Origin of the sequence: Pantoea sp. USHLN256, assembly GCF_037149875.1 — a bacterium.
GTDB classification, from domain to species: Bacteria; Pseudomonadota; Gammaproteobacteria; order Enterobacterales; family Enterobacteriaceae; genus Pantoea; species Pantoea nemavictus.
In genome coordinates this window covers 1-223 of the sequence record NZ_JBBCQO010000058.1, presented here as the reverse complement: position 1 = coordinate 223, position 223 = coordinate 1, and the positions used below count along the sequence as shown (strand labels likewise).

1 rRNA gene is annotated in these 223 nt (G+C 55.6%); it reads left to right on the top strand.

Features of this window, described 5'->3' with window-relative positions:
• Window positions 1–223 (top strand): 16S ribosomal RNA (locus tag WFL93_RS24230); the annotation flags it as partial.

The following is a 223-nucleotide window of genomic DNA, read 5'->3' as shown; positions in this document are numbered from 1 at the left end:
AATATTGCACAATGGGCGCAAGCCTGATGCAGCCATGCCGCGTGTATGAAGAAGGCCTTCGGGTTGTAAAGTACTTTCAGCGGGGAGGAAGGCGGTGAGGTTAATAACCTCGCCGATTGACGTTACCCGCAGAAGAAGCACCGGCTAACTCCGTGCCAGCAGCCGCGGTAATACGGAGGGTGCAAGCGTTAATCGGAATTACTGGGCGTAAAGCGCACGCAGG